Source organism: Caldalkalibacillus thermarum (genome assembly GCF_014644735.1).
Classification (GTDB): Bacteria; Bacillota; Bacilli; order Caldalkalibacillales; family Caldalkalibacillaceae; genus Caldalkalibacillus; species Caldalkalibacillus thermarum.
In genome coordinates, this window is sequence record NZ_BMKZ01000121.1 from 1 (window position 1) to 815 (window position 815).

Genomic DNA, 815 nt, shown 5'->3' on the forward strand with positions numbered 1-815 from the left:
TAACACTCAATTGCAAAAGGACAATGACTGCACTGAGAAGATGGTTTGGCTGGAAACAACCTATCACGGGCATCCGGCTCCAGATCAAAACGTTGTACGGTTGCCAATTGGTTTTCCAATCGACAAACCATACACCAGATTCGTTTTCGACAACCAGATCAATGTAGCCTGTGAGCGTCAAGTACAATTGAACAATTTTCGCTAAATAACCTGAATCCGTGAGGATTCATCTATTAATCCCTCACCTGCTTTGGTACAATGGGAATAAGTATAATCAGACTCTCCCACCTGGCAGGTGAAAAGGATGCGGTTTATTATTAAAGCCTCTCATGAACGATTAACAGCCCATAGTGGATTGGGATTAATTGGATTGCTCTTGGAAAAAACAGACTTACGCCCCAAGTTGAACCAACTCAAGATCCCAGGATTGAAGTATCCCTTACTGTCCCACAGTGACATTGTTTATGCCATGATCGGATTGCTGGCTCAGGGGAAAAGCGATTTTGAACATATCGAAGCCTTTCGTGAGGATGACTTCTTCCAATATGNCCGGACCTATAAAGGCTGTGATGGCTATGCCCCCTTATTGGCCTATATTGGCCGGGAAGGGTACGGGTTGTATGCCGAGTTGCGCGAAGGGCGCACCCATGTCCAAAAAGAGGTGGACCAAAAACTGCGGGAGATGATGCCCCGGGCCAAAAGCATGACAGAGAAACCCTTGTTGTTACGGATGGATGCCGGCAACGATGCCCTGAACAACCTGGCCGTTTGTCAGGAAGAAGGGGTGCATTTTATCATTAAACGCAACCTGCGCC

Annotated in this window: 1 protein-coding gene; it reads left to right on the plus strand. The window is 46.8% G+C overall.

Features of this window, described 5'->3' with window-relative positions; all coding sequences use genetic code 11:
• On the plus strand, window positions 1-205 hold a 205-nt coding region (locus IEW48_RS17330; protein ID WP_229704113.1), incomplete at its 5' end, for a hypothetical protein.
• Window positions 206-815: the final 610 nt, after the last annotated feature.